General features: G+C 67.8%; 19 protein-coding genes and 1 pseudogene. 9 read left to right on the top strand and 11 right to left on the bottom strand.

Annotation, left to right across the window (positions count from 1 at the left end; translation table 11 throughout):
- Positions 1 to 279: hypothetical protein (locus QWY76_RS17745; protein ID WP_290312786.1), on the top strand; the 279-nt coding region annotated here is incomplete at its 5' end.
- Positions 280 to 917: 638 nt separating this feature from the next.
- Here the strand turns inward: QWY76_RS17745 and hglS are convergent.
- The 3 genes from hglS to QWY76_RS17765 are packed head-to-tail and all read right to left on the bottom strand — an operon-like array spanning position 918 to position 3,777.
- Positions 918 to 2,279, bottom strand: coding sequence for a 2-oxoadipate dioxygenase/decarboxylase HglS (gene hglS, locus QWY76_RS17755; protein WP_290312788.1), 1,362 nt, complete (start codon positions 2,277 to 2,279; stop codon positions 918 to 920).
- Positions 2,280 to 2,281: 2 nt separating this feature from the next.
- Positions 2,282 to 2,533: a hypothetical protein gene (locus QWY76_RS17760; RefSeq protein ID WP_290312790.1), complete on the bottom strand. Its 252-nt coding sequence runs from the start codon at positions 2,531 to 2,533 to the stop codon at positions 2,282 to 2,284.
- Entirely contained in the window at positions 2,530 to 3,777 is a 1,248-nt protein-coding gene (locus QWY76_RS17765; protein ID WP_290312791.1) for a 2-aminoadipate transaminase, read from the bottom strand. The genes QWY76_RS17760 and QWY76_RS17765 overlap by 4 nt, the downstream gene beginning before the upstream one ends.
- 248 nt (positions 3,778 to 4,025) lie before the next feature.
- Here QWY76_RS17765 and QWY76_RS17770 point away from each other — a divergent pair, with 248 nt between their 5' ends.
- Positions 4,026 to 4,931, top strand: a complete 906-nt coding sequence (locus tag QWY76_RS17770) for a LysR substrate-binding domain-containing protein (protein WP_290312792.1) — start codon at positions 4,026 to 4,028, stop codon at positions 4,929 to 4,931.
- On the opposite strand, the gene QWY76_RS17775 is transcribed toward QWY76_RS17770, so the two are convergent.
- Positions 4,928 to 5,851, bottom strand: coding sequence for a LysR family transcriptional regulator (locus QWY76_RS17775; protein WP_290312793.1), 924 nt, complete (start codon positions 5,849 to 5,851; stop codon positions 4,928 to 4,930). The genes QWY76_RS17770 and QWY76_RS17775 overlap by 4 nt on opposite strands.
- A 120-nt stretch (positions 5,852 to 5,971) precedes the next feature.
- Between QWY76_RS17775 and amaB the strand changes: the two genes are divergently transcribed.
- The 4 genes and pseudogenes from amaB to QWY76_RS20180 form a co-directional block, all read left to right on the top strand.
- The gene (gene amaB, locus QWY76_RS17780) at positions 5,972 to 7,465 is read left to right on the top strand and encodes an L-piperidine-6-carboxylate dehydrogenase (protein ID WP_290312794.1); all 1,494 of its coding nucleotides are present in this window, start codon (positions 5,972 to 5,974) and stop codon (positions 7,463 to 7,465) included.
- Positions 7,466 to 7,632: 167 nt separating this feature from the next.
- Positions 7,633 to 8,913: an L-pipecolate oxidase gene (amaA, locus tag QWY76_RS17785; RefSeq protein WP_290312796.1), complete on the top strand. Its 1,281-nt coding sequence runs from the start codon at positions 7,633 to 7,635 to the stop codon at positions 8,911 to 8,913.
- 106 nt (positions 8,914 to 9,019) lie between these two features.
- Positions 9,020 to 10,576, top strand: coding sequence for a Na+/H+ antiporter NhaC (gene nhaC, locus QWY76_RS17790; RefSeq protein WP_435389000.1), 1,557 nt, complete (start codon positions 9,020 to 9,022; stop codon positions 10,574 to 10,576).
- Positions 10,577 to 10,606: 30 nt separating this feature from the next.
- A pseudogene (locus QWY76_RS20180) lies at positions 10,607 to 10,783 on the top strand (IS30 family transposase); the annotation flags it as partial.
- A gap of 31 nt (positions 10,784 to 10,814) precedes the next feature.
- Here QWY76_RS20180 and QWY76_RS17800 read toward each other — a convergent pair.
- The 7 genes from QWY76_RS17800 to QWY76_RS17830 all read right to left on the bottom strand — a co-directional run bounded on the left by QWY76_RS17800 (position 10,815) and on the right by QWY76_RS17830 (position 22,380).
- Positions 10,815 to 15,206, bottom strand: coding sequence for a DEAD/DEAH box helicase (locus QWY76_RS17800; protein ID WP_290312798.1), 4,392 nt, complete (start codon positions 15,204 to 15,206; stop codon positions 10,815 to 10,817).
- A 268-nt stretch (positions 15,207 to 15,474) separates the two neighbouring features.
- Complete coding sequence (locus QWY76_RS17805) at positions 15,475 to 16,086, bottom strand: hypothetical protein (protein ID WP_290312800.1); 612 nt, start codon at positions 16,084 to 16,086, stop codon at positions 15,475 to 15,477.
- Between the two features lie 635 nt (positions 16,087 to 16,721).
- On the bottom strand, positions 16,722 to 17,750 hold the full coding sequence (locus tag QWY76_RS17810) for an ABC transporter permease (protein WP_290312801.1): 1,029 nt from the start codon (positions 17,748 to 17,750) through the stop codon (positions 16,722 to 16,724).
- 37 nt (positions 17,751 to 17,787) lie between these two features.
- On the bottom strand, positions 17,788 to 19,329 hold the full coding sequence (locus QWY76_RS17815) for a sugar ABC transporter ATP-binding protein (protein WP_290312802.1): 1,542 nt from the start codon (positions 19,327 to 19,329) through the stop codon (positions 17,788 to 17,790).
- A 61-nt stretch (positions 19,330 to 19,390) separates the two neighbouring features.
- Positions 19,391 to 20,305, bottom strand: a complete 915-nt coding sequence (locus tag QWY76_RS17820; RefSeq protein ID WP_290312803.1) for a sugar ABC transporter substrate-binding protein — start codon at positions 20,303 to 20,305, stop codon at positions 19,391 to 19,393.
- 353 nt (positions 20,306 to 20,658) lie between these two features.
- Positions 20,659 to 21,462, bottom strand: coding sequence for a 5-deoxy-glucuronate isomerase (iolB, locus tag QWY76_RS17825; protein WP_290312804.1), 804 nt, complete (start codon positions 21,460 to 21,462; stop codon positions 20,659 to 20,661).
- Positions 21,463 to 21,522: 60 nt separating this feature from the next.
- On the bottom strand, positions 21,523 to 22,380 hold the full coding sequence (locus QWY76_RS17830) for a MurR/RpiR family transcriptional regulator (protein WP_290312806.1): 858 nt from the start codon (positions 22,378 to 22,380) through the stop codon (positions 21,523 to 21,525).
- A gap of 515 nt (positions 22,381 to 22,895) precedes the next feature.
- Between QWY76_RS17830 and QWY76_RS17835 the strand changes: the two genes are divergently transcribed.
- From QWY76_RS17835 to iolG, 3 genes are all read left to right on the top strand, one after another.
- The gene (locus tag QWY76_RS17835) at positions 22,896 to 23,723 is read left to right on the top strand and encodes a TIM barrel protein (RefSeq protein WP_290312807.1); all 828 of its coding nucleotides are present in this window, start codon (positions 22,896 to 22,898) and stop codon (positions 23,721 to 23,723) included.
- A 67-nt stretch (positions 23,724 to 23,790) separates the two neighbouring features.
- A complete protein-coding gene (locus tag QWY76_RS17840) occupies positions 23,791 to 24,690 on the top strand; it encodes a sugar phosphate isomerase/epimerase family protein (protein WP_290312808.1) in 900 nt (299 codons plus the stop codon).
- A gap of 63 nt (positions 24,691 to 24,753) precedes the next feature.
- Entirely contained in the window at positions 24,754 to 25,764 is a 1,011-nt protein-coding gene (iolG, locus tag QWY76_RS17845; RefSeq protein ID WP_290312809.1) for a bifunctional inositol 2-dehydrogenase/D-chiro-inositol 1-dehydrogenase, read from the top strand.
- Positions 25,765 to 25,853: the final 89 nt, after the last annotated feature.

Here is a 25,853-nt window from a genome sequence, read left to right on the forward strand (position 1 = left end):
GGTCAGATTCTACCCCGCCGGCGCCGGTCAGGCAGCTGCGGCAGGATTTATGCAGCGTTTCCCTTGGTCGACGTCAACCTTGCCGACCACCTTGACAAGGCTGGCCTCCTAGATCAGGTCCACTACGACATCACCGAAGCCGTCAAAGCGTTCCGGCGAGGCCACAAGGAGGAGGAGAGGGAAGAACCAGCCCGACACTTTGAGATCCTCACTCATCAGCGCGACGCTTCCGTGATCATCCATTTTAAGATCGTCTGTGACGAACTGCGCGATCGCTAACCTCCGCGTTCCCCTCGCTGCTTCGGCATCGGGATTCAGTCCTGACTTCGTCGAGCATGCCGAGTCGCATCCGGGGTCTTTCCCAAGTGTAGCGGACCGCATGACTCACTCTGTCGTAGCGGCGGATGCACTCCTGCCAGGCCAAGTGCTCAATGGTAGAGCCACAGCCGCCGTGGAATCCCTTCCCCCATCAGCGCCCTGCCCGTCCCTCTGACTCACAATCCTTGGATTGTCTCACGCCTCCATCGGCAGCCGTTGAGAGAACCAGCACAATCGACACGACGAGACACTGTGCGAACATCCGACTTCGCTCCCATCGAGTCGACCATCATGAGGCCCCCACGGGCTTCTACACTCCCGGCATTGGCTGCCGGGGAGCATAGGGATGCGCCTACCGTTGGGCGCGCCTTTGGCTGGCTCAAGGAACTCCGGCGAATCGCCACGCGCTATGGCAAGTTGGCCCGTAGCTTTCACGCCATGGTATGCCTGGCTTGCAAAGGCCGCTGCCCACGTGCCGGCTTTTCGTACACAACCCAAGAAACCGTCTCTACTTTGTGGCCTCACGGCAGGATAAGACAGGCATCGGCAAGCAACGCGCTACGCCCGCCCTCGGCGAAGGGATTACGGAGCGTCCACGTTCAGCCGCTCAGCGCCTCGAGAACCACGGCCCTCGAGGCCCGCTCGCGCTCGGCATAGAGGGCCAGCTCGTCGGTCACCGACGCGCCCAGGGCGGCCTCGAAGGCCTCGCGGTTGGCATTGCCGTCATAGGCCGCGTTCTCGCCACCGCCCAGGTTCGACTGGAAGATGCCCGCCGCGCTGACCGGCAGGAAGTCCTCGTAGGTGATCGGTCGGGCGACCACCAGGCCCTTGCCGATCAGCGCCTCCAGGTCGGTCTCCTCGCCCCGCCCGGCGGCACGACCGGCCTCGGTGAGACGGTACTCGAAGAAGGCCAGCCCGTGGCGGCGCAGCGCCTCCTCGCTGTCCGGGAAGTCGGCGAAGACCGCCGCCAGGCGCTGCTGGTGCTCGGCATTGCCGGGCCCGGCGGCCTGGCGCCGGGACTCACCGAGCAGGCTGTCGTAGAGGGCCCGGCCCTCTGCGGTGAGTGCCACGCCGCGCTGCTCGATCTCGCCGAAGCGGGCGGTATGGGTGCCCTGACGCTCGCCGAGGAAGCGGGTCGCCTCCTCCAGCGCCTTGAAGCTGGTCTGGCGCAGCAGGATCGGGCAGTCGCGACGAGGCGGCCCCTCGATGATCGCCTTGGGGTTCATGCCGGCCGCCGGCATGCGGCGCTGCACCTCGTCGATGTCCAGGGTGCGCGGGGTCAGGTGATTGATATGCGGGCCGCGGAAGCAGACCACGTCGGCGATCAGCCGGTGCTCGGCGTGCAGGGCGTCGTAGGTGTCCAGGTCCACCGTGGCATCGCGGTGCCAGCGGAAGGTCTCCAGGGCCTCGGCGACGAAGCGCTCGGCCTGATCACGGGTGAGCCCGCCCTGGGCCTCGTGGCAGGCAATCAGCTCCCGGGCGCCGGGGGTGAAGATATCGCGCTCGGCCAGGATCGCCGCGGCGCGCTCGCGAAGCGCGGGTGACTCGATCAGCTCCAGGCGCAGAAGCGAGGTGAAGATGCGGAAGGGGTTGCGGGCCAGGGCGGCGTCGTCGACGGGGCGAAACGCCGTGGAATGCACCGGCACGCCGGCCGCGGAGAGGTCGTAGTAGCCCACCGGGTGCATGCCCATCACGGCGAACAGGCGGCGCAGCATGGAAAGCTCCGCCGCGGTGCCCACCCGGATGGCGCCGTGGCGCTCCACATCCAGGCGCGCCAGCTCGTCGTGGGCCTCGAGACGCTCGGTCAGGGCGCGGTCGCGTTCGAGGGTCTCGCGGTTCACCTGCTCGACCAGCGCGAGCAGGGTCTCGTACTGGGGCACCTCGGCCTGGTACATGGCCGACATGGCCTTCGAGAAGCGGTCGCGAATGTCATCGGGAGAAACGAGCGGCGTGTGGGTCATGGTCATGCCTCCTTGGGGGTCTGGTTGACGGGGTCAGGATGGGGTCGGGACGGGGTCGCTCGACGCGGTGCCTCGAGTTGTGCCTGCAGCGGATCCCGGGGCCGGCGCCGGTAGAGCGCGTTGTCGGTGGCCAGCACCGTGCGGTCGGCGTGGTCCGGGGCGATCTCGCCCTCTAGGCCGTCGTCCGCCAGGGCCTCGAGGAAGTGCCGGTAGGCCCCGGCGGCGGCCTCCCCCGCGTCGAGCCGGGCGATCACGGGTGCAGCGTCTCCAGGGACCGGGTGATGCGCGCCAGGCCCTCGCTTAACACCTCGGGCTCGGCGGTCAGCGGGGCCAGCAGGCGCAGCACGTTGCGCCGGCGACCACTGGGCATCAGCAATACGCCCTCCTCACGGCCGGCGGCCAGCAGCGCCGCCAGATGCTCGGCCCCGGTGGCATGCGCGGTGTCTTCAAGGACGATGCCACGCATGGCGCCGATGCCGGTCAGGGCGCCGACCATGGGGAAGCGCTCCCGCCAGGCGCGGTGGGCAGCGACGATGGCCGCCTCCTGAGCCTCGCCCCAGCGCTGCAGGCTGTCCTCGCTCATCAGGTCCATCACCGCCCGGGCGGCGGCGCAGGCCACGGCGTTGCCGGAGTAGGTGCCGCCAAGCCCGCCCTTGGGCAGGGCATCCATGAGCTCGGCCCTGCCGGCCAGGGCCGCCAGCGGCAGGCCGGCGGCGATGCTCTTGCCCATCAGCAGCAGGTCGGGCTCGATGCCCAGCTGGGAGAAGGCGAAGCGCCGACCGGTGCGACCGAAGCCGGACTGGATCTCGTCGAGGATCAGCACGATGCCGTGCTCATCACACAGGGCCCGCAGGTGGGCGGCGAAGTCGGCATCGAGCAGGCGAAAGCCGCCCTCCCCCTGCACCGGCTCGACGATGATCGCCGCCACCTCGTCGCTCGGCACCTCCACTTCGAACAACCGCGCCAGGGCCGCCAGGGCCTCGTCGGCGCTCACGTCGCTGTCGCGGCTGGGAAACGGCAGGTGGAACACCGGTCCGGGCAGTGCGCCGAGGCGGGTCTTGTAGGGCTTGACCTTGCCGTTGAGGTTCAGCGCCGCCAGGGTGCGGCCGTGGAAGCCGTCATCGAAGGCGATGATCGCCTGCCGGCCGGTGGCGGCGCGCGCCACCTTGAGGGCGTTCTCGGTGGCCTCGGCGCCGCTGTTGGTCAGCATGCAGGACAGCGGATAGCCGACCGGCACGAAGGCATCCAGGGCCTCGACCACCTCGAGGTAGCCGCGGTGCGGCAAGGCGTTGAAGGCGGAGTGCATCAGGGTCTCGGCCTGGGCCTTGACGGCCTCGACGACGGCTGGATGGCCATGCCCCAGGTTGAGCACGCCGATACCGCCGATGAAGTCGATGTAGCGCCGCCCCTGCTCGTCCCACACCTCGGCATTGCGCCCTCGCGCGATGCACAGGGGGTGCACGATACCCAGCGAGCCACTGACGTGAGGAAAGTCCATGTCCGGTTCCTGTCGGTTCATCGGGGGAATTGTCATGGCCACGATGAAACCAGCGCCCCGCCGGGGCTTCAAACGAAAAAAAGCGCGCTATCCATTCCAGCAATTCATGCAAAACCCGAGACACACCGATATCCTGCCGCCCCTTTGGGGTGATAAATGCCTGGAAAGAATGGGTCAGCAGAGACACGCGGCGGCATGCCGGCGCCGGATTGGCTAGAATGGCGGTTTTGCGCGGGAGCCGAGACACCATGACGGCACGCCACCTGCCATCGACCACCACCATGCAATGCTTCGAGGCGGCCGCGAGACACATGAGCTTCACCCGGGCCGCCGAGGAGCTCAGCATGACCCAGAGCGCCATCAGCAAGCAGGTCGCCCAGCTCGAGGACTACCTGCAGCACAAGCTGTTCCGCCGCGTGCGCCGCAGCCTGGTGCTCACCCCGGAGGGCTCGCTGTACCTGAGCGAGGTGCGCAAGATCCTCGCCCAGATCGAGATGTCGGCGAACGCCATCATGACCTACAGCGGTCACGAGGAGGTGCTGCGGGTGGCGACCCTGCCGACCTTCGGCAGCCATTGGCTGAGCGCCCATCTGCCGGCCTTCTTCGCGGCCTACCCACGCATCAACCTGAGCATCACCGACCGGGTGCAGGCCTTCGACCTGGAGGAGCAGGACATCGACGTGGCCGTCTTCCATGGCCATGGCCGCTGGCCCAACCTGGAGTGTCACAAGCTGTTCGACGAGCAGGTGGTCGCGATCGGCGCCCCCGGCTACCTGGCGCGCCAGGCGCCGTCGTGCGCCGCGGACCTGGCCGACTGCCGCCTGCTGCACCTCTCGACACGCCCCGACGCCTGGCATCGCTGGTTCGCCGATCAGGGGGTCGGCAGCGACCGCAGCTATCACGGTACGCGCTTCGAGACCTTCCAGATGCTGATCCGCACGGTGATGGCGGAGGGCGGGCTGGCGCTGGTGCCGCGTTTCCTGGTCGACGACGAGCTCGCCGCGGGACGCCTGCGCCTCGCCTGGCCCCATGTGCTGCGCAGCCCCGATGCCTATTACCTGGTGTACCCCGAGCCGCTCGGCGAACTCGCCAAGGTCCGCCATTTCGTGACGCATGTCCTGGCCTGCGCCGAGGCCGGTCCGCGGATCGGCTAGCTCGCCGGCCGGGCACCGTCCACGCGGGCCGGTGCGTCCCGGTGCTCGAGGATCCAGTCGATGAAGCCTCTCACCTTGGCCACCTCGCCCTTGTACTCGGGATAGGCCAGGTAGTAGGCATCCCGGCTGGTCAGCGAGAACGCCCAGGGGATCGTCAGCTGGCCGGCGGCCAGCTCCTCCTGGACCAGGAAGTGGGGTACCAGGGCCACGCCACAGCCCGCCCGGGCGGCACTCATCGCCATGTAGAAGGTATCGAAGCGCGGCCCGTGGTAGCTGTGGGCGGTGTAGCAGTCCTGGGCGGCGAACCAGTCGTGCCAGGCTTCCGGCCGCGTCGCGCTCTGCAGCAGCACCAGGTCGGTCAGCGCCAGCGGGTCGCCGATGCCGCCGTCGGGTACCACCGAGGGCGCGCACACCGGCACCATGGTCTCGTCGAGCAGCTTGATGCATTCCGCCTTCGGCCAGGCACCGTGGCCGAAGAAGAAGGCCACGTCGACGCGCTGCTCCTCGAGGTCGAAGGGTTCCACCCGGTTGGCGATGTTCAGGTACACCCCGGGATGACGGAAGCGGAAGCCGTTGAGTCGGGGGATCAGCCAGCGGGCGCCGAAGGTCGGCAGGGTGGTGACGTTGAGCACCTCGCTCTGGCCCCCGTAGGACTGCATGTAGCGGGTGGACATCTCGACCTGGGCCATGATCTTGCGTACCTCGGTCAGGTACAGCGAGCCCTCCGGGGTGACCTGCAGGCGCTTGCGCACGCGCCGGAACAGCGGGTGCTCGAGCACCGACTCGAGCTGGGCGACCTGCTTGCTCACGGCGCTCTGGGTCAGGCTGAGCTCCTCGGCGGCGCGGGTGAAGCTGAGGTGACGCGCCGAGGCCTCGAAGCACTGCATGGCGGTCAGGGTCGGCAGGTGACGACGGCTCATTTCGGCCTCAACAAGAATAAATGGAATGACCTCGGTATAAAACGTCGTTTGAGCCCCGTCAATCACCCCCGCAATACTGCTTGTGTTCTTAGCACACGCCTATCAGCAGTAGGAGGAAGAATGATCGAGTCCATCATGCAGCGCCTCGGGGTCACCGACACCCTGTACCGTGGCGGCGACCATGCCGTGACCTCGCCCACCGACGGCAGCGAGCTCGGCCGGGTGCAACTGGAGAGCGGTGAGCGGGTCCAGGCGCGCATCGATCGCGCCCAGGCCGCCTTCGAGGCCTGGCGCCGGGTGCCCGCGCCGCGCCGTGGCGAGCTGGTGCGGCTGTTCGGCGAGCAGCTGCGTCGCCACAAGGAGGACCTGGGCACCCTGGTGACCCTGGAGTGCGGCAAGATCTACCAGGAAGGCCTCGGCGAGGTGCAGGAGATGATCGACATCTGCGATCTCGCCGTCGGCCAGTCCCGCCAGCTGTACGGCCTGACCATCGCCTCCGAGCGCCCCGGCCACCACATGCGCGAGAGCTGGCATCCGCTGGGCCCGATCGGCCTGATCACCGCCTTCAACTTCCCGGTGGCGCCCTGGGCCTGGAACGCCGCCCTGGCGCTGGTCTGCGGCAACAGCCTGCTGTGGAAGCCCTCCGAGAAGACCCCGCTTTGCGCACTGGCCTGCCAGGCACTGCTCGAGCGCGCCATGGCCGCGTTCGGCGACGAGGCGCCGGCGGATCTCAGCCAGGTCATCATCGGCGAGCGCGAGGCCGGCGAGGTGCTCACCGACGATCCCCGCGTGCCGCTGATCAGCGCCACCGGCAGCACCCGCATGGGGCGCGAGGTCGCCCCGCGCGTCGCCGCCCGCTTCGGCCGCAGCATCCTAGAACTCGGCGGCAACAACGCCATGATCCTCGCCCCCAGCGCCGACCTGGACATGGCCGTGCGCGCCATCCTGTTCTCCGCGGTGGGCACCGCCGGCCAGCGTTGCACCACCCTGCGCCGGCTGATCGTCCACGAGTCCGTGCGCGACGAGGTCGTCGAGCGCATCAAGAAAGCCTATGCCGGCGTGACCATCGGCGATCCGATGGGCGGCAGCCTGGTCGGCCCGCTGATCGATGCCCAGGCCTTCGACCAGATGCAGTCGGTGCTCGGCAAGGCCCGCGAGCAGGGCGCCAAGGTCTTCGGCGGCGAGCGCCGGCTGGCCGACGAATACCCCGACGGCTACTACGTGGCACCGGCCATCGTCGAGGTCGACCGCCAGGACGAGCTGGTCAAGCACGAGACCTTCGCCCCGATCCTCTACGTGATGAGCTACCGCGACTTCGACGAGGCGCTGGCCCTGCAGAACGACGTGCCTCAGGGGCTGTCCTCCTGCGTCTTCACCACCGACGTGCGCGAGGCCGAGGCCTTCGTCTCGGATGTCGGCAGCGACTGCGGCATCGCCAACGTCAACATCGGCCCGAGCGGTGCCGAGATCGGCGGCGCCTTCGGCGGCGAGAAGGAGACCGGCGGCGGCCGCGAGTCCGGCTCGGATGTCTGGAAGAGCTACATGCGGCGCCAGACCAACACCGTCAACTACTCCCGCGAGCTTCCCCTGGCCCAGGGCATCAAGTTCGACTGACCCCGACCGGCCGTCCCCGCCTCGGGGACGGCCATGGCCGTTCATGCCCTGACGACTCCTGACCCTCGTGCCGTGACGCCCCGCCTCGACCGGACCCGCGTGCCCGCGCCGGGGCGCCAGGCCATGCCGGCGGCAGGAGCCGAGCCCGACAACAACAAGGAGGCGTCATGAAGGAAGGGTGCTTGTGGCACGACACGTCCCCGGAGCCAGCGCCGGAGGCGCCGGCTCTCGTTGGCCACCGGTCGGCCGAGGTGGTGGTGATCGGCGGCGGCATCACCGGGTTGTCCACCGCGCTGCATCTCGCCGAGGCGGGCACCTCCGTAAGCCTGATCGAGGCGGGGGAGATTCCCAGCGGAGGCTCGGGGCGCAGTGTGGGCCTGGTCAATGCCGGCCTGTGGATCCCGCCGGACGACATCCGCGAGGCCCTGGGCGAGGCGCACGGCGAACGCGTCAACGCCATCCTCGGGGAGGCCCCCGCCGAGGTCTTCGCGCTGATCGAGCGCCATGCCATCGACTGCCAGGCGACCCGCACCGGCACCCTGCACCTGGCGCACAACGCCAAGGGGGAAGAGGAGCTGGCGCGGCGTGCCGAGCAGTTCCAGCGCCGCGGCGCCCCCGTGGCGTTGCTCGAGGATCGGGACTGCCGGCAGAGGGTCGGTACGCAGCGGATTCGCCGCGCCCTGCTCGACCGTCGCGCCGGCACCCTCAATCCCACCGCCTATACCCGGGGGCTGGCCCGGGCCGCCATCGCCGCCGGGGCCAACCTCTACACCCATAGCCCGGCGCTGGGCGTGGCCCGCGAGGGCGACGACTGGCGAGTCACGACACCCCAGGGCAGTGTCCTGGCGCCGCGGGTGGTGGTGGCCACCAACGCCTATACCGAGGACGACTGGAACCGGGTCAAGGACCACTTCTTCCCCGGCCATTTCTTCCAGGTCGCCTCGCCCCCGCTGCCCGAGGAGCTCGCCGGCGACATCCTGCCCGAGCGCCAGGGCGCCTGGGACACCCGGATGGTGCTCAGCAGCATGCGGCGCGATGGCGAGGGACGTCTGATCCTGGGCAGCCTGGGACGCGGCGATCGCCGGCCGAGGGCCTATGTCCACTGCTGGGCGGATCGCGTCCAGCGCCACTACTTCCCGCAGCTTGGCAAGCTCGAGTGGCAGACCACCTGGACCGGCAGGATCGCCTTCACCCCGGACCACACGCTGCGGCTCTTCGAGCCGGCGCCCGGCATTCTCGGGGTCTCCGGCTACAACGGCCGCGGGGTGACCACCGGCACGGTGGTCGGCAAGGGCTTCGCCCACTACCTGACCACCGGCGAGGATGCTCTGCTGCCATTGCCGATCCGCTCGCCGGCACCGATCAGGGTCAAGCCGCTATGGAGCGGCAGCTATGAAGGCGGCTTCACGCTCTATCACACGGGCCAGTGCCTGAGGGTATTGATCTAGGGGGGCACCCGTTGCAAGGCCCCTGCCCGGTGCTTCAAGGAGCCGTTCACCGCACACGACATGGTTGTCTGAACAAGAGCCATCCATCACGATCGAGGACTTCAAGATGACAGATCCAACAACAACAACCCGCTATCGCAAGCCGGGCCTGCTTCTGGCCCTGACCCCCGTGGTTCTGACCCTGCTGGTGCTCGGCATCCAGCTGTTCTATTTCGGCGACTTTACCCCGCATATTCCCCTGGCCATCGGCCTGGCGATCACCTCTCTGGTGGGCATCAAGCTCGGCTTTCGATGGAAACGCATCGAGGAGGGAATCTTCCACGTCATCCATGTCTCGCTGCCCTCCGTGTCCGTACTGATCTGCGTGGGCATGATCATCGGCGTGTGGATCGCCAGCGGCACCGTGCCGAGCCTGATCTACTACGGCCTGACGCTGCTTTCGCCGACCATCTTCCTGGCCGCGGCCATGCTGCTCTGCTCGGTGGTCTCGCTCTCGCTGGGCACCTCCTGGGGCACCGTGGGCACCGTGGGCCTGGCGCTGATGGGCATCGGCGCGGGCTTCGACATCCCCATGTACTGGACCGCCGGCGCCGTCGTCTCGGGCGCCTTCTTCGGCGACAAGGTCTCGCCACTGTCGGACACCACCAACCTCGCCCCGGCCGTCACCGGTACCGACGTCTTCTCGCATATCAAGAACATGATGCCGACCACCATCCCGTCGATGCTGATCGCCTTCGTCATCTACCTGGTGGCGGGCTTCACCCTGATCGATGACCAGGCCGCCTCCTTCGACAAGATCACTGCCATCACCGCCGCGCTGGAGGCCAACTTCACCATCTCGCCCTGGCTGCTGCTGCCGGCGCTACTGGTGATCGTGCTCGCCGTGAAGCGCATGCCCCCTATCCCCTCGCTGTTCGCCGGCGCGCTGGCCGGGGCGGTCACCGCCATTCTCGTGCAGGGAGCCGGCGTCCATGAGGTGATCACCTACGCCAACAGTGGCTACGGGATCGAGACCGGCATCGCCACCATCGACAGCCTGCTCAACCGTGGCGGCATCCAGTCGATGATGTGGACCATCTCGCTGGTGCTCATCGCCCTGGGCTTCGGCGGCGCGCTGGAGAAGACCGGCTGCCTGGAGGCGATCATCCGCGCCATCATGACCCGGGTGCGCAGCTTCCGCGGCGTGCAGACCTCGGCGGTGCTGACCTCGGTCTCCACCAACCTGGTCGCCGGCGACCCCTACCTCTCCATCGCCCTGCCCGGTCGCATGTACGCGCCCACCTACCGGGGCCTGGGCTACTCGACCTTGAACCTGTCCCGGGCGATCGAGGAAGGCGGCACCCTGGTCTCCCCGCTGATTCCCTGGAACGCCGGCGGGGCCTTCGTGATCAGCGCACTGGGGCTGGGCATCGTCGAGGGCAATGTCGAGAACCTGCTGTACATCCCGCTGGCCTTCGCCTGCTGGCTGTCGCCGGTGATCGGCATTCTGTACGCCCAGTTCGGACTGTTCTCGCCCAAGGCCAGCGAGGCGGAGCGCGAGCTGTGGCAAGCCCAGGACGAGGCCATCGCCAGTCGCGAAGCCCTCGGTGCCGCCGCCGAGGCCGCGCTCCCCGAAGCCAAGACCGACGCGGCCAGCGCCCCCAGCCCGAGACCGATGGGCTGATCGTCCGGCCGCGAGGCGCGCCTCCACATGCGGCCGACTGAGGTCGAAGACCGCCTGATGCCTGGCCACTGGGAGGGCGATCTCATCATGGGGGCCGATATTCGCTCTGCCGTCGGTACGCCGGTGGAGCGCACCACGCGCCTTGTGATCCTGGCGAAGAGTGCCGAAGACGGTCGACAAGCGACTCGGGAAGGGAGTCCCGCCGATGCCGGCAGACGCGGTGCGGGCCGCCGGATGCTCACTCGCCGGGCGGCAGCGCCTCCACACCAGCCAACGCGACGGCTGCCGCCGGGCGATAGCCCGGGCCGCGGCGCAGCCGTTGCGTCACCTCCCAGCGGTCGGCCTCGGGCAGCGCCTCCAGGCAGTGCACTTCGCCATTCTGCAGAATCGCCTCCGGTACGCCGTCGCGATACAGCAGTCGGTTGCCCGCCACCGCCGGCAGGCGATTGCCGGGGGTGAGCACGCCCAGCAGGTTGAGCGGGTCGGCGGCGGCCACCACCAGCCGGGTGCCGTCCGGCTCGCGCCGGCGCATTGCCTTGAGTGCGCCTACCCCCTCCGGCAGGGCGAACTGCTCGCCGGCGAACTGTTCCACGAAGCGTCCGCCGCGAATCTCGCCGCGTGCCTCCAGGCGCCGATAGGCGTAGAGCAACTCGCGCCAGGGCGGCAGCGCCGCTTCACGCACCAGCACCTGGCGGAACACCACCCCGTAGCGGCCGAGCAGCACCCAGGCGATATGCTCCAGGCTCGCCATATCGGTGGTGATACGTCGCTGTTCGGTGGCCTCGACGGCTGGCGGGGACGACAGCCAGGACCAGCGACCGGCGGCCGCCACGCCCGGTGCCTGGTGGCGACGCCGCCGCCGGCGCACGTCGATCGGCGGTCGCTTGTGAGCCGGGGCGATCAGCGCGCGCAACCCGGTGAAACTGTCCGAGGTCACCAGCCCCCAGGCGGCCAGCTCGCCCAGCGCCTCCTCCACCTGGGTGCGCAGCAGGTGGGTAGTCGCAGGCAGGTCGGCGAAGAACATCGCCCCACCGGCCTGCAGTTCCTCCAGGACGCGGCGGGCACCGCCCGACAGCGGTAGCTCCTGGGGCTCCGGCGCCGGTGCCACGGCGCGCCAGTCGACCAGCGCCTCGCGGGTCAGCAGGGCGATCGGCGTGTTGCGCAGCGGCCCCGGGCGCTGGCGCTTCTCGTCCGTCGCTCGCCGTGGCGGCACCAGGCGCAGCCAGACCACCTGGCCACTGGCGAGCAGCCGATCGAGCCCCTGGGGCGCATAGTCCGCCACCCGGGCCGGCAAGACCTCCTCTTCCCAGGCCCCCGCCGCCATCGGGAAGCCCTCCAGGCGCTCCACCGCCCCGGCCAGGGCCTCCGGCCCCTCCGGCCGTTCCGTCAGGCCGTGCCAGTCGAGCAGGAAGCGCAGGTAGGTCTGGACGCTGACCGGGGCGATCTCGGCCCGCTTGCGCTCGATGGCATAGCGATGCAGGCGTGACAGCAAGCGCCGCGTGCACCATTCGACCTCGCCCCCGGAATCGGGGTCGGCATCGCTATAACGCCCCTGAAGCACGAAGCCCTCCCCCTCCAGCCGGGCCAGCGCCGCCCTGCCCCGCGGCGGGGCCAGCCCCAAGGGCGCGACCAATGCCGCGGCGGTCACCGGGCCGAGCGCCTCCAGCCGCGAGCGCAGCAGCTCGACCAGGGCCTCATCGGCGCTGTCGGGAGGCGGATCCAGCGCCACGATGGCGGGGGCCGGCGTGATCCCGGGGCACACCGCGCGGACCTCGGCCAGCCGCTCCGCGGCGACCCACAGCGCCGCGCCGGGAGGATCGGCGCACGACAGGTCGAGGCGTGTCGCGCGCCGTGCCTCGATCAATTCGCCGAACCAGGCCTGCCACTCGCCTTTCCCCTGCGCCCCCTGGCGCTCGACCTCCTCGGCGGTGATGAAGCCGCACAGCACCAGGGCCTCGTGCAACTCGTCGGCATCGCGCGGCGACGGCCAGGCCTCGTCACGCACGCGGCGGATGACCTCGGGGGCGTAGCACGCCGTGGCCGCCGCCTCGGTCACCTCCCGTGCCTCGCCGGTGCGCACGCTGAGCGTGCGACGCTCCTCCTGGGCCCCGTCGTCGAGGAAGGCATAGGGCCGCGCGTTGACCACTTCTTCCGCCAGCGGCGAGGGCGCGGCGAGATCCCGAGCGCTCACGTCGATCTCGCCTCGGGCCAGGCGCGCCAGCAGGTCTTCCAGGCCGGCCAGGTCCATGGCCTGGAACAGGCAGTCCTGCAGGGTCTGCTCGACCAGCGGGTGGTCGGGAATCTCCCGGACGCCGGCCAGGTTCTCGGCGCAGGCGAGCTGGTCGGGGAACACCAGCGACAGCAGGTCCTCCGCGTCCTGGCGCTGCAGCTGGGGCGGCCGGCGCCGGCCATTGCGGGTGCGAGGCACCGCCAGCGCGACGGACGCGTTCCAGCGCCAGCGCAGGCCGAACATGGGCGCGTCGAGCAGCGCCTGGGTGAGGACGTCGCGCACCGTCGCGGCACTCAGGTAGTGCCATACCTCCTCGAGGGGAAAGCTGTGGGTGGGCCCCAGCGACAGCACGATGCTGTCCTCCAGGGCCGCCGCCTGCAACTCGAAGTTGAACTTGCGACAGAAGCGCTTGCGCAGCGCCAGCCCCCAGGCGCGATTGAGCCGCGAACCGAAGGGGGCATGCAGCACCAGGTGCATGTCGCCGGCCTCGTCGAGGAAGCGCTCGAGCACCAGGTGTTGCTGGCTCGGCACCACGCCCAGGGCCGCCCGCGCCACGGCGAGATAGGTCGCCAACGGCTCGGCGGCCTCGAAAGGCAGGCCATAGGCCGTTGCCAGCCAGTCACGCACGGCCGCGGCCCCGCCCTGCGCCAGGCGGGTATCGGCGCCGGCGCGCAGCCGCGACACCGCCGCGGAAAGCTCGGTGCTGCGCCCCGGCGCCTCGCCGAACCAGAAGGGAACACTCGGCGGCGCACCCTTGGCGTCCTCGACGAACACCCGACCGGTGGCCACCCTGAGGATGCGGTAACCCTGGTTGCCGAGCTGGAAGACGTCCCCCGGCAAGCTCTCGAAGGCGAAGTCCTCGTTGACCGTGCCCACCCTGAGCTCCTCGGGCTGCAGGATGACGTCGTAGTCGAAGTGGTCGGGAATGGCCCCGCCATTGGTCAGCGCCACCAGCCGGGCGGCGCGACGTGGCCGCAGGCGGCCGTTGACCCGGTCGCGGTGCAGATAGGCGCCGCGCCGCCCGCGCCGGGTGGTGTAGCCATCGGCGAGCATCTGCAGGACCGCCTCGAAGCGCTCACGAGTCAGCTCGCGATAGGGCCAGGCCACGGTCAGCCGCCGATAGAGGGCGCCCTCCTCGCACTCCCCGGCGCCAGCGACCTCGGCCACCAGCTGCTGGGCCAGGACATCGAGTGCGCCCGCCGGGATGTGAAGCCGATCCAGCTCGCCGTCGCGCACCGCCGCCAGCAGCGCCGTGCACTCCAGCAGGTCGTCGCGGGTCAGCGGGAAGAGCCGCCCCTTGGGCAGGCGGCCGACCCCATGGCCGGAGCGCCCCACCCGCTGCAGGAAGGCGTTCAGGGAACGCGGCGAGCCGAGCTGGCAGACCAGCTCGATGTCGCCGATGTCGATGCCCAGCTCCAGCGAGGCGGTGGCGACCAGGGCGCGCAGCTCGCCGCCCTTGAGGCGCCGCTCTGCCTCCAGTCGGTGCTCGCGAGCCAGACTGCCGTGATGGGAGGTGACGGCGTCCTCGCCCAGGCGCTCCGCCAGGTGTCGCGCCACCCGCTCGCAGACTCGCCGGGTGTTGGCGAAGATCAGGGTGGTGCGATGGGCCGCCGCCAGGCTCGCCAGGCGGTCGTAGACCTCTTCCCACACCTCGTTGGCCATCACCGCGGTCAGCGGCGAGCCGGGTACCCGGATGGCCAGGTCACGCTGGCGACGATGGCCGATATCGATCAACTGGCAGGCGCCACCGCCGGTGAGGAAGTCGGCGACCGTTTCCACCGGCTCCTGGGTGGCCGAGAGGCCGATGCGCTGGGGAGCCACCCCGGTCAGGCCGGCCAGGCGCTCCAGCGACAGCGCCAGATGCGCGCCGCGCTTGGTGGCCGCGACGGCGTGGATCTCGTCGACGATCACCGTGTGCACGCCGGCCAGCATCCGCCGCCCGGAGGCCGAGGTCAGCAGCAGGTAGAGCGATTCCGGGGTGGTGACCACGATATGCGGCGGTCGCTTGCGCATCCGCTCGCGCTCCGCGGGCGGGGTATCGCCGGTGCGCACCCAGGCGCGGATCTCCGGCGCCGACAGGCCGCGCACGGCCAGGGTTTCGGCGATGCCGGCCAGCGGTGCCTGGAGATTACGCTGGATATCGTGGGAGAGCGCCCGCAGCGGCGAGACATACAGCACGCGCGTCTCGTCGGGCAGGCCCTCTTCCAGGCCGCGCCGCACCAGGGCGTCGATGGCGGCGAGGAAGGCCGCCAGGGTCTTGCCGGACCCGGTGGGCGCGGCGATCAGCACATGGCCGCCGGCGGCGATCGCCGGCCAGGCGCGGGCCTGGACCTCGGTGGGCGAGCCGAGCTCATGCTGGAACCAGCTCTCGACGGCGGGATGGAAGGCGGCAAGCGGCATTGGCGATCCCCCACGGCGACGTCCTCCCAGTGTAGCGCCGCCACCCGCCAGGAGGCGTCATCGCTGCAACTCGCCGCCGATGCCGCGCTCCTGGCCGCGGCCTGGGACGCTCACCCGCGCGCCCCCGGCGGGGACCTTGACGTCACGAGGGGAAGGTTCGGTCCTGGCGACTCCATCTCGTCGCGTTCCCGATCACGACCCCAATCGATCGAGTATCACGACCGACAACCGCCGCGCGAGCAGCGCCGCCAAGCGGCGTGACGCCACCTCATCGGGCTCCCCCGGCGGTCACCGCGGCATGCCGCTCCCACTCCGATTTGGGTATCGTCTCGACCACGAAGCCAAACCCCGGGCGATGCACGGGGCCGGTCTGGAAGGGCCACCAGGGCCTCGACGGCGAGAGCCCGGGAGTATAGTGGCTGGCCACTTCCCCCAGCGCCGCAATGGCCTGTTCCCGACGACCACCTTGTGCCAGCTCGCGGGTCAATGTCATGAGGCGCCCGATATCGGCGAGGAGCCCCCTGGCTTCCTGGCCGCGGGTCGCATACAGCTGCTCCAGTTGCTCCACCGCCCGACGATAGCGAGTGGAGGCCCAGCGGCGTCGATGTACCGCGAGCCGGCGCTGCTCGGTGCTCTCCAGCAGGCGCGTGAGATGGCGCTCTTTGTGGGACAACCGCCCGAGCGTCTCCGCCAGATGCTCCTTGAGAAGCGACGGCGGGTCGCGCCAGAGCGCGGCGAGAAGCGCGCCCTGGCACTGCAGGAATTCGTGCCTCAGGGTCATGACCCTGTCATTGAGCCGGTCCAACGAGCGATGGTACTGCATCCGCTTCTGCCTGGGCGTGGTGATGGACAGTCCCAGGCCTTGCCGGAAATTGCGCATGATGACGTCCCTGCTGACAGAATGTCGAAATATCTATATTAGACAGTGCCGGAGACGATAGCGTTCGATAACAGGATCTCCGTGGTCCCCGGCCAGATCATCGTGCCCCTGGCCAGGACGAGATGCCCCCGATGGCCACGGCATGCTCCTCGAGCGACCGAGAAGCCAGGCAAGAGCATGACGCGCGAGGGAAGCGAGGTGGCCATCCCTGGCCGAATGCCCATCCGTGAATCATCACGCTACAGTGCTCACACCCTCCATGGTGGCGACGACCGAGGGAGGCGGCCATCACGTCCGATATTGCACTGCACAATTCAATGTAGCAGCCTGTGCCCGTTGCAAGCGTTGAAGCGGTCGTTTGACTTATCGCTAGAGGATCGGCCCGACGGGGTGTTGCAAGCGGTGTTATCGGGCTTGGCGATCGTCGAACATCACTTCTCCCGCCCCTCATGCCCGATAGCAGTTTTTGCTTACGCGCCGGCAAGCATGGCAAAGCGCCCCCTGCCCCTCCTACCCCCCTGTTCAGAACGGGACTTTCCCGGGAAGCGCACCCGAGGCGGCTTGGGGCGAAACAAGAGGACAGCAGAAGAAAGCACGCCCCACCCGACCGAAGGTCGGATGGGGCGGGATCGACATCAGGCAGTCTTGTTGCGCTTGCGCTGACGGTACTGGTCGGTGATCACGGCCGCGACGATGATCGCGCCCTTGACGATGTCCTGGTAGTAGGCATCCACACCGAGGAAGGTAAAGCCGCTGAGCATCACGCCCAGGATCAGCGCGCCGATCACGGTCCCGGTGATGCGCCCCACCCCACCGGCGAGGCTGGTCCCGCCGATGACGGCGGCGGCAATGGCGTCGAGCTCATACATGAGCCCCATGCCGGCCTGGCCGGTGCCGGCCCGGGCCGAGGCCACCACACCGGCCAGTCCCGCCAGCAGGCCGCCGATGGTGTAGACCAGCACCAGGTGACGACGCACGTTGATGCCCGAGACGCGGGCCGCCTGGGGGTTGGCCCCGATGGCATAGGTGTACTTGCCATACCGGGTGTGCTTGAGCGCGATATGGAAGAGCACCGCCACGGCGAGGAAGATGATCACCGGGTTGGCGCCGGAGCCGATCCAGGTGAACTGCTCGGTGAGCATGCTGACCGGCTGGCCGTCGGTGTAGGCGCGCGCCAGGCCGCGGGCACTGACCATCATGCCCAGGGTGGCGATGAACGGCGGGATCACGGCAAAGGAGATCAAGGCGCCGTTGACCAGGCCGCATAGCGCACCGACCAGCATGCCGGCCGCCAGCGGGATCAGCCAGGGCAGGTCCGTCAGCGCCGGATAGACCGCCCGCATGTAGTCGGACGACTGGGCCAGGCTCGCCGTGACCATGGCCGTCAGGGCCAACACCGAGCCGGACGAGAGGTCGATACCGCCGGTGATGATGATCTGGGTGACGCCGATGGCGATGATGCCGATGATCGACATCTGCAGGATCATGATCAGCAGGCGCTGGGGATTCATCAGGAAGGAGTCGCCGCGTACGATCCAGCCTAGGATCTCGAACAACACGGCGATGCCGATCAATACGATCAGGATGCTGACCTCGGTAGGCAGCTTCTTGCGACGCGCCTTGGGCGTCACCACTTCATGGGTCTTGTCGGTTGTAGTCGTCATGACGGTGTCCTTCGGATTGCGGGCATGGGGACCTGTCTCAGGCACTGGCGGCCGGCGAGGAGGCGAGTTCCATGATGCTGACCTGGTTGGCCTCGTCGCGGTCGAGGAAACCGGTGACTCGCCCTTCGTGCATGACCATGATCCGGTCGCTCATGCCGAGCACCTCGGGCAGTTCGGAGGAGATCATGATCACCGCCACCCCCTCGCCGGCGAGCTTGGTGATCAACTTGTGGATCTCGGCCTTGGCGCCCACGTCGATGCCACGCGTGGGCTCGTCGAGGATCAGGATGCGGGGCTTGGTCATCAGCCAGCGGCCGATCAGGACCTTCTGCTGGTTGCCACCGGACAGGTTGCCGATCCGCTCCTCCAGGGAAGGCGTCTTGACCCGCAGCAGTTCCGTCATCTCGTCGCACTGATGATCGAGGCGATGCTGCTCGACGAAGGGGCCCTTGGTGTAGCCATCGCGCAGGACGGCCATCTGCATGTTCTCCAGCACCGAGAGCCCCAGGAACAGGCCGGTTTCCTTGCGGTCCTCGGTGAGCAGTGCCAGGCCTCGCAACATCGCCTGGTGGGGCGAGCTGATCACGGTCTCCCGGCCGTCGAGGGCGATGCTGCCCGCGGTCGCGGGTGTCACCCCGAACAGGGTCTCGGCCACATTGGTGCGGCCAGAGCCCACCAGCCCGGCGATGCCGAGGATCTCGCCGCCGCGCACGTCGAAGCTGACGTCCTCGAAGACGCCCTCCAGGCCGAGGTTCCTGACCGAGAGCATCACATCGCCGATCGGTACCTCTTGCTTGGGGAACATCTGGGTGACCTCGCGGCCGACCATCAGCTTGATGATCTCGTCGGAGGAGAGCTCGCTGGCCGGTGCCGAGTGGATGAACTGGCCATCGCGGAACACCGAGATGTCGTCGGAGATCTCGAAGACCTCGTCCATCTTGTGGGTGATGTAGATGATGCCCTTACCCTGGGAACGCAGATCGTTGATGATCCGGAACAGATGCTCCACTTCCCGGTCGGTCAACGCCGAGGTCGGCTCGTCCATGATCAGCACATCGGACTCGTAGGACACCGCCTTGGCGATCTCGATCATCTGGCGTCCGGCCACCGTCAGGTGACGGACTTCCATGTCGGGATCCATGTCGATGCCCAGGCGCCGGAAGAGCGACGAGGTCATCTCGTGCATCCGCTGGTGGTCGACCAGACCGAAGGCGTTGAGCGGCTCCCGGCGGATCCAGATGTTCTCGGCGATGGTCATGTAGGGCATCAGGTTGAGTTCCTGATGGATCATGGCGATGCCGGCCTCGAGGGCATCGAGCGGGCCATTCAGGGTCAGCGGCCTGCCATGCAGGCGCACTTCCCCCTGATCGGGGATGTAGATGCCGGCGATGATCTTCATCAGGGTCGACTTGCCTGCGCCGTTCTCGCCCATCAGGGCATGCACGGTGCCCGGCCGAATCCTGAGCTGGACATTGTCCAGCGCCACGACCCCAGGAAAGGTCTTGCGGGCATCGACCACCTCCAGCAGGTATCGCGGGGAGGTGTCGGCGGCGGGTCGTTGGGTGTTGTTCGTTGTCATTGCGCACACTCCAGTGAAACTCGACGGGTCCCGCCCCTGGCAACGGGCGGGACGGGCGGCATCAGTTGAGGAAGTCGTCGAGATTCTCGGGAGTGACCAGCTGGAAGGGGACCAGGTTGATATCGTCGACGGGCTCGCCGTCGATCATGCCGATGGCGGCCTGGACGGCGCCGCCACCCTGCCCCTCGGCGTCCTGGAAGACGGTGACCGCCAGTTCACCACGCTGCATGGCCTCGAGGGCATCACGGGTGGCGTCGATGCCCCCCACCAGGATGTCGTCGGGCGAGATGCCCGACTGCTTCATGGCGATCAGGGCCCCCAGCGCCATCTCGTCGTTGTTGGCGGCAATCGCATCGATCTGCTGGCCGCCGACGACCCAGTTGTTCATCAGGTTGATGGCCTCGGTGCGCTGATAGTCGGCGGGCTGCTCCTCGACGATCTGGATGTCCGGGTACTCGGCCGCGACCTCCTTGACCCCCGCGGTGCGCTTGTGAGTGGCGCCCGAGGAGAGTTCACCGAGCATGATGGCCACATTCCCCTCACCACCGAGCTGCTCGGCGATGGCCTCCATCTGCAGGGTCCCGGAGCGCTTCTGGTCCGAGCCCACGAAGACCACGTCGTCGTTGTCGAGGTCGTTGCCCTCCGGCTGGCGGTTCACGTAGACCAGCGGGATGCCGTTGTCGACGGCGACCTTGGTCATCATCTGGGTGGCGGCGGTGTCCACCGGGTTGATGATGATGGCATCGACCCCTTGGGCGGCCAGGGACTGGGTCTGGCTGAGCTGGCGACCGATGTCGCCCTGGGCGTCGAGGAACTGGATCTCGTGCCCCTGGGCCTCGGCCTCGGCCTGCATGGCGTTACGCATGGTGGTGAGGAAGTTGTCGTCGAACCAGGCGACGGAGGCACCGATGGTCGCGGCCATGGCAGAGGACGTGCAGGTAGTGAAGATGGCGGCGCCGAGTAACAGGCGTTTCATTGAGCGGACTCCTCTTCAGACATTGTTGTGATTGTTCAGCCGAACCGGCCGGCGAGGCGGGAGGCTTCGGCCGCCAGGGAATGGATCGCTTGTGCCTGGCGGGACCGTGTTTAGAATTTAGATTCCATTTTGCTCTTTTGCAAAAGGATTGTTCTATACTTTGGTATAAGTGGAATTTTTGTTCCGATCCATCACGGCCTTGTGCGGGCGCCGCGCGCCGTCGAACGGCTCACCGAGGCTGCATGCCGCGCTTGACGACGGAGTGCGATGAACCAAAAAAAGCCCCGCGCAAGGCGGGGCAAGGAGAGACGATCGCGGCCGCCCGGGTGAGACCGCCCAGGCGGTGGATCACGTCATTGCTTGACGATCCATTCGTGGGCCGGGTCGTTCTGGAACTTCCATTCGCGCTTGGGACCGGCCATCACGTTCAGATAATAGAGTTCATAGCCATGGGGCACACCGGCCGGATGGTAGCCGCGCGGCACCATCACGCAGCAGCCGTCTTCCACGGCCATGGTCTCGTCCAGCGAGCGATCGTCGGTATAGACCCGCTGGAAGGCGAAGCCCTGGGATGGCTTCAGCCGGTGGTAATAGGTCTCCTCGAGGATCGATTCCTCGGGGAGGTTGTCGACGTCGTGCTTGTGGGGCGGATAGCTCGACCAGTTGCCCGCAGGCGTATAGACCTCGACCACCAGCAGGCTGTCGGCCGGCTCGGAATCGGGCAGCACATCCTGGATGTGCCGGGTGTTACTGCCGGTGCCTCGAGAGCTCTGCTTGATCTGGTCGGGGGTAATCAGGCGAGCCGCATGGTTGCCGTGTCCCGGCGCACTGCACACGGCTAGCTCCATGTCGGTGGTCGCCTCGACGCTGAAGCTGACGCCATCGGGCAAGTAGACCGCATAGGGAGGCACCTTCTCGAAGATGTCCATCCGCTCGCCGATGTCTTCCCAGCGATTGTCGCCGCTGGTCACGGTGGCACGACCGGAGAGCAGCACCAGGCAGTGCTCGCGATCGCCGGTATGGCCCTCGAGCTGCTGGCCCTTGGCGAGCGTGTGGACTCGGAAGCCGACATGCTCCCAGCCGGCAGATTCCGGGGTGACCTCGAGCACCTTGCCTTGGGGATCGGGCTGCTGGGGCCTGACCAGAAGTGAAGTCATCGTGTGTTCCTCCTCGTGATTCGGAGTGCGTCGGTGGGTGTCGCGGGCGGTGCCGGCCGTTCAGGGGGAAGCGGTTCCCTTCGGGGCCCCCTCACTCGCCTCGTCCTGGCGAACCCCCAGGGCGATGGCCAGCGTCTGGGACAGGCACAGCGAGGCCGTCAGGCCGCGGAAGCTCTTCACCTCGGCCTCATGCACGACCAGCGAGACATCGGCGAGACGGGCCAGAGGGCTGAGGTTGGAGTCGGTGATCACCACCAGCGGAATCCCCCGCTCCCTGGCCTCGGCCGCCACGTCCCGGGCCTCCTGGGCATAGGGTGAGAAGCTCACCAGCATCAGGGCATCCCCGGGACCGACCGCCTTCATCTGCTCGCCTTGCATGCCGCCGAGGCCATTGATCAGGCAGGCTCGCTTGTCGATGTGATGCAGGGCATAGGTGAAGTAGCTGGCCACCACGAAACTGCGCCGGGCGCCCATCACGTGGACGATCTCGGCCCGTTCGAAGATATCCAGGGCCCGCTCCAGCAGTTGGGGATCGATGCGCCCGGGGAGCTGCTCGAGGACCTCGCGGTTGGCCTCGGCGAACTCCCAGAGCAGCTCGTCACTGCCCGGCGTCTCGCCGGTGGCCGCCCTCACCGCCCGGATACGCTCGGCATAGTTGGGCAATTCGTCCACCAGCCGCGAGCGGAACAACTGCTGCATCTCCGAGAAGCCCTTGAAACCGAAACTGTTGGCGAAACGGATCAGGGTCGACGGCGTCACACCGGCCTGTTCGGCCAGCTTGGCGACGGTGGCGAACGCGACCTCCTGGGGATGGTCCAGCAGGAAGCGAGCCGTTTGCTGGAGCCGCCGACTCAAGGAGGCATACTCCTCCGTGATGAGGCTCTCGAGTTCGTTGTAGTCCTGAGGTGTCTGGCTCAAGGTTCTGCTCTCCTTACGAGGCCACAGCAGCGCCCGACAGCGGGATGGTGTCTGCGCAGTCTAGCCGCCATGGAATGAAAATTCCATTCATACAAAAGTATAGAACATTGAATTTCGTCCGCGTCCGCGGACCGCACGCCGCCAAGAGCGCGTCGCTCGCCCTACTCCTTTGGTCGCACGGCGTCGCTGGAGGCGCTGCCGGAACGTCCGAGCGAGCGGCGCAAGATAATCACATCTCATTGATTTCATGGAATAACGACGAGACGTCAGCACATGACTGGCGCTCTAGAAATAGAAATTTCCCGTTATTGAATCCATGGAATGTTTGTTCTAGCCTTCGAATCACTCCGCCGCCAACGGCTCCGCTGCCCCACCTGTCGGGGCTCGTCCGTCCCGGGAAGGTCAGACGTCACGTCATGCGGTGCTGCTGCGGCAGCGATGGCGGCACCCATGGATCGGAGGACGTTCGAGGCGGACGTCATCCAAGACAGTCTTCAAGCAATGGTGGATTCTCCATGTCCCAGCAGCCCCTCAAGTTTTCCCTCAATCACATGGCCTGCCCGCATCTGAGCCCCCGGCAACTGGTCGAAGCGGCAGCGGAACTCGGCCTTGGCGCCGTCGAACTGCGCAACGATGTCCACGACAACAGCGTAACCGATGCCGATCAGGCCAGGGCCATCGGCGACCGGGCCAAGGAACTGGGCATCGAGATCCTCAGCATCAATGCCCTCTACCCGTTCAACATCTGGAACGCGGAGCGTGCCGCTCAGGCCGAGAACCTGGCCCGACTGGTCGCGGCCTGCGGCGGCCGCGGCCTGGTGCTCTGCCCGCTGGTGGATGGCGACTACCCGGGCTCGGAGGACGACAAGACTGCCGGCCTGAAGCAGGCCTTGACCGCGCTGGACGGCATCCTGGGTCAGCATGACCTGCAGGGCTTCGTCGAGCCCCTGGGCTTTCCCATCTCCACCCTGCGGACCAAGCAGGCGGCCATGACGGCCATTCGCGAGCTGGGCCTCGAGCAGCGCTTCGGCCTGGTCCACGACACCTTCCACCATGTCGGCGTCGGCGAGCAGGCCTTCTTCGCCGCCAACACCGGCCTGGTGCATATCTCCGGCGTCGAGGACCCGGCGATCGGCTTCGCGGACATGCTGGATGCCCACCGCCTGCTGGTCGGCCCCCGGGATCGCCTGGACAACATCGGCCAGCTTAGGCAACTGCTGGCCGACGGCTACGGTGGCCATGTGTCCTTCGAGCCCTTCGCGGAGGAAGTTCATCAACTGGCCGATCCGCTGGCCGCCGTAAAGGGCAGCATGGACTATCTCCGCGAGCACCTGGCCCGCTGAGGCAGCGTACCGGCCACTACCACCCCAGACTCCCGATGCACGCCAACGACTTCCGGAGGAGCGCAGCATGAAGATCGCACTCGACCCCCATATGCACCGCCACCTGTCCCTGGAGGACACCTGCCGGCTGACCGCCGAGCTCGGCTACGACTATATCGAACTGTCCCCGCGCCCCGACTTCCTGCAGTGGTGGACGCGCCCGCGCGTCTTCCCCGAGCGCGTCCGCTCGTTCAAGAAGGCGATGAAGGACCATGGCGTCAGTCTCGCCACCCTGCAGCCGATGTACCGCTGGTCCAGCCCCTACCCCGACGAGTGGGAGATGGCCATGGACAACTGGAAGCGCGTCATCCAGATCGCCGTGGAGATGGAATGCGACACCCTGGTCTCCGAGTTCGGCCGCGGCGGCTCCGACGAGCGCTCCAACGCCGACCGCGAGGGTCGCCATTCCCCGGAGGCCTGCGAGAACGCCTTCTGGCGCTCGATGGACGTGCTGGTGCCGCTGCTCGAGCGCGAGGGCCTGACCCTGAGCGTGGAGCCGCATCCGGAGGACTGGGTCGAGACCATCGAGCCGGCGGTGGACATCATCAAGACCATCGACTCCAAGGCGGTCAAGGCCTCCTATATCGCCCCCCACTCCTTCTACTACGGCGACGACCTGGCCGAGTCGATCCGCTGCGCCAGGGACGTGCTGGTCCACGCCCGGGTGGCGGACACCTTCAACCACAAGGCCTCCTCCGGGCTGCGCTACATCGTCAATCCGCCGAGCTCCACCGCCCGCGTCCACCAGCACCTGGACATCGGCGAGGGCGAGATCGACTGGGACGTCTTCTTCAAGACCCTCCACGAGATCGGCTTCGACGGCGTGCTGTCGAGCTGCGTGTTCGGCTGGGAGGAACGCGCCGTGGCGTCCTCGCGCTTCATGCGCGAGGAGATCCAGCGCTACGTGGACAAGTACTGGAACCAGTAACAGCCGACGGGGAGCCCCCGCGCTCCCCTCACCTCCTTATAGCCAATGCACAAGGACATCCTCATGACCGTCAGAATCGGTGTCATCGGAACCGGGATGATCGGCGAGGAACATTCCCGCCGCATCACCCAGTCGCTCACCGGCGGCGAGATCGTCGCCGTCAGCGACGTCAACGCCGACCAGGCGCGTGCCGTCGTCGACCGTCTCGGACTCGACGCCAGGGTCTACGATAGCGGCCTCGAATTGATCCAGGCCGACAACGTGGATGCCATCCTGGTCACCTCCTGGGGCCCCACCCACGAGGAATACGTGCTCGCCGCCATCGCCGCCGGCAAGTCCGTGTTCTGCGAGAAGCCGCTGGCCACCAGCGCCGAAGGCTGCCGACACATCATCGACGCCGAGATCGAGGCCGGCAAACGCCTGGTCCAGGTGGGCTTCATGCGTCGTTACGACAGCGGCTACAAGCTGATGAAGGACGCCATCGACGCCAATCGCCTGGGCGAGCCGCTGATGGTCCATGCGGCCCATCGCAATCCCGAGGTGCCGGAGCGCTATGTCACGCCGATGGCCATCCACGACACCCTGATCCACGAGCTGGACACCTTTCGCTGGCTGCTCGACGACGACTATGCCAGCGCCCAGGTGATCTTCCCGCGCAAGACGCGCCACGCCCACGGCAAGGTGGAAGATCCCCAGATCATCCTGCTGGAGACCACCCAGGGCGTGCGCATCGACGTCGAGGTGTTCGTCAACTGCCGGTACGGCTACGACATCCAGTGCGACGTGGTCGGCGAGGACGGCATCGCCCGCCTGCCCGAGCCGCAGAGCCTGTCCTTCCGCCAGGCCGGCCAGCGCTCCAACGAGATCCTCCAGGACTGGAAGAAGCGCTTCGGCGCGGCCTTCGACGTCGAGCTGCAGGCCTTCATCGACGGCGCGGCCGCAGGCGAGCTCGCTGGCCCCTCCTCCTGGGACGGCTATGCCGCGGCCATCGCCAGCGATGCCTGCGTCAAGGCCCAGGAAAGCGGACAGATCGAGGCGATCGCCATGCCCGAGCGCCCGGCCTTCTATGGCTGATGGCCGACCACCGCCGATGACCGCCAACGGTTGACCCTGTGCCCTGTTCTCCGCCGGCGTGGCCGGAGGCAGGGCATTTTTCTGCAAGG

This window comes from Halomonas maura, assembly GCF_030409305.1.
Lineage (GTDB): Bacteria > Pseudomonadota > Gammaproteobacteria > Pseudomonadales > Halomonadaceae > Halomonas > Halomonas maura.